Source organism: Microbacterium sp. CH-015, from assembly GCF_049707015.1.
Taxonomy (GTDB): Bacteria; Actinomycetota; Actinomycetes; order Actinomycetales; family Microbacteriaceae; genus Microbacterium; species Microbacterium aurum.
Genome location: NZ_JBNAFJ010000027.1, coordinates 1 through 2,632, shown reverse-complemented (window position 1 = coordinate 2,632; position 2,632 = coordinate 1). Strand labels below are relative to the sequence as shown.

Sequence of the window (2,632 nt, the reverse complement as noted above, 5' to 3'; positions counted from 1 at the left end):
ACCAGTCTCCCTGCCCGAACCCTCGGGCGACAGGACGACTCACACAACGACTGGACCTACAAAACGGGGTCAGTCCAGATGCCTTTCGCATCGCACAGCGACTCAACCTCCCCTGGAAGCGAGAGCTCGCCCGCCCCATCATCAACGCCGCAACCGTCGCGGCTGCGGGAGCGGCTGCGATTCCCCTCCCTGTCGCAGATGCCGTTACCTTGGCGCCGATCCAACTCGGAATGATGGCACGCATCTCGGTCATCTACGACATCGAGATGAAGACCGCGCTGTCGACGAGCGCCCTCGCGAACCTCGGCGCACAACTCGCGGGCCGCGCACTCGCGAGCAGTCTGATCAAGCTCATCCCCGGCGCGGGCAGCGTCATCAACGCAGGAGTCGCCGGCGCGCTCACCGGGGCCACCGGCGAGGGCTGGCTGCGACTGTGCGAGCAGGTGCACACCGGCAAGCTCGACCTCGACCAGATGAACGAGGCCTGGGGTGACTACGTCCCCGGCTTCCTCGACGTCATCCGCAAGATGGCGACGCAGCGGTTGGGAAAGTGAGCCAAGCCGTGTGCAGACGACAGAAGAAATCTAAAGGAGTATAAACGTGGCCGCTGGCCTGCCCTCAGGCGCCGACGAGCTGCAGGGCGTCACGTGCGATGACGTCGAGCTCGGTGCTCGGGACCGCGCTCACGCCGAGGCCCGACCAGGCTTCGAGCGCCGCTTCGAACACGTCTGCCACGCGTGGCTCACGTCGTGTCGGCTCCTGGAAGGCGACAGCGACGGCGACATCCCCCGCCGCGTCGAGCGACCGGCCACCCTGAGTGATCACCCCGCCGTCGTTGCGCAGGCGAGAGACGATGAAGTTCCACGACTGCAGCTCGCGTTCGAGCGAATCGGTGTCGCGTACATCGAATGCGAACGCGTGCGACAACTGGTCGACGCTGTCGTCGACGACGGCAAAATCGAAGCGGCCGCGCTGGCGGCCGACGTGGGCGCGCGGCGCGCGCAACAACGAGCCGCCGGTCTCAAGGCTCGCGGTGCGTTCATACAGCTGCCCGAGATCGTGCACCAGGCGTGCGCGCGTGCGCGATCGCGCAATCGGCGCAGGCGTGGCAACCAGCAGAGGGAAGAGGAAGTCAGCACCTTCGGTTGCCGAGTGGGCGATCACCGGCGTCGCAGTGCTCACCTGGAGAACATTGTTGAAGCGGTGCGAGAGCAGTTCGAGCCAGGCTCTGCTGACCCTCACCTCGTCCGTGGGAGCGAAGAGTTGCAGGGCCGGGTGCTCGTAGTCGTGGATCGCCTGCGCGAGTTGATCGAGCCAGGGGCGCAGTGCGCCCGCATCGCCGCCCAGCCGGCTTGCGCGTCGCAAGTCGGGCGCGACACGGATCGCCCAGTCGCCCCCGTCCTGCCCGACGATGACAGCGACGTTCACCTGCTCTCCGCGCACGACATCAGGCACGTACCGGACCAGCCAGTAGAGGTATGCGCCGTTCATGATGCTCGTCCTGTCGGTTGTCGATCCGAGCGGTCATCAGCACGTCGTTCGAGCCGGTCGGCCACCGGCCCGCGACGGCGGAAGAGGAACCAGGCCATCGCTTCGAGGTCCCTGTCGTCGGTCCCCCATTCTACGGGCACCGCCGACATCACGGATAGGAGCGCCCCCGGCGTCAGGCCGCGAATGTCTGCAGCCATCGCGCGCAACCGAGGCTTGTCGATTGCGCGAGGGATGTTCGGTAGCGTCGCCACCACGTCGAGCAGCTTGGCAAGCACGCCCTCATCCCAGTCGCCCTCGCCGGTCGTGAACCACAGCCCGTGGTCGTATGACCAGACGGCATCCGCGGCGCTCGTGTCGTACAGCCACTGCGGGTCTTCGCCGACACAGAGATCCCAGAGGCCGACGAGCGCTGCCTGTCGTTCTGTGTTCTGGCCGCGCCGCGTGTGGCGCAGTTCATCGGCGTCGATTGCATTAGGAAGGTGGAGCGACCCGTGCGCCAGCAGGGGCCTCGCACTCGATGGGATCGGGAACTCGGCCCAGCCTGTGATGGCCGCCGGGATCGTGACGAGCACCCGCTCCCTCACCGGAGCATCCAGCAGCCGCCCGAGCTCACCCACGATGACCTCGTTCACGAGCACCTGGTTGCCTTGCTCATTACCGGGAACCTTGACCCAGTACTGCCGCCCGTCGTCGGCGAGCGCGAGAAATGCGCCGGCCCCTGAGGATTGCGCACGCTCACGCGGTGCGCGCACGCTCGTGGTCGCCGTCGGTGGGGTGCGATTCGACAGCCGACCCCGCCACCAGGAGATGTCGTCGGGAGTGGCCATGGCGCGACACTATCGAGCCGGCTCCCAAGCAATGTCGAGGCGCGACGACGCGCCGCGACACCTCTGCCCCGCCGAAGGAGCAATGAAGTGACTGCGCTACCCGAATCTGCATGGGAGAACGACGCCCTCGAGACGCTCGCCGAGCCGCTCGGGTGGCGGCCGGCCAAGGGTGAGGAAGTCGCGCCTGGCACAGGGGAGCGCGACACGTGGGATGACTTGCTGATCCGGCCGCGCCTGCTAGGGCGTGTCTCCCATATGGGTTGTGATTGACGCGCGATTCTGGGTACATGGCTTCGGTTGTGGATTCTCGGACG

The 2,632-nt window shown here is 66.8% G+C and carries 3 protein-coding genes; 1 reads left to right on the top strand and 2 read right to left on the bottom strand.

The genetic code is table 11. The annotated features are described in order from the left end of the window. Positions 1-50 precede the first annotated feature (50 nt). Positions 51-554: a DUF697 domain-containing protein gene (locus ACPYN4_RS15455; RefSeq protein WP_424446872.1), complete on the top strand. Its 504-nt coding sequence runs from the start codon at positions 51-53 to the stop codon at positions 552-554. A gap of 64 nt (positions 555-618) precedes the next feature. On the opposite strand, the gene ACPYN4_RS15450 is transcribed toward ACPYN4_RS15455, so the two are convergent. Together ACPYN4_RS15450 and ACPYN4_RS15445 are read right to left on the bottom strand one after the other, a co-directional pair. After that, complete coding sequence (locus tag ACPYN4_RS15450; protein ID WP_424446871.1) at positions 619-1,491, bottom strand: DUF3037 domain-containing protein; 873 nt, start codon at positions 1,489-1,491, stop codon at positions 619-621. Then, on the bottom strand, positions 1,488-2,318 hold the full coding sequence (locus tag ACPYN4_RS15445) for a hypothetical protein (protein WP_424446870.1): 831 nt from the start codon (positions 2,316-2,318) through the stop codon (positions 1,488-1,490). Before ACPYN4_RS15445 ends, ACPYN4_RS15450 begins: the two co-directional genes overlap by 4 nt. Positions 2,319-2,632 lie beyond the last annotated feature (314 nt).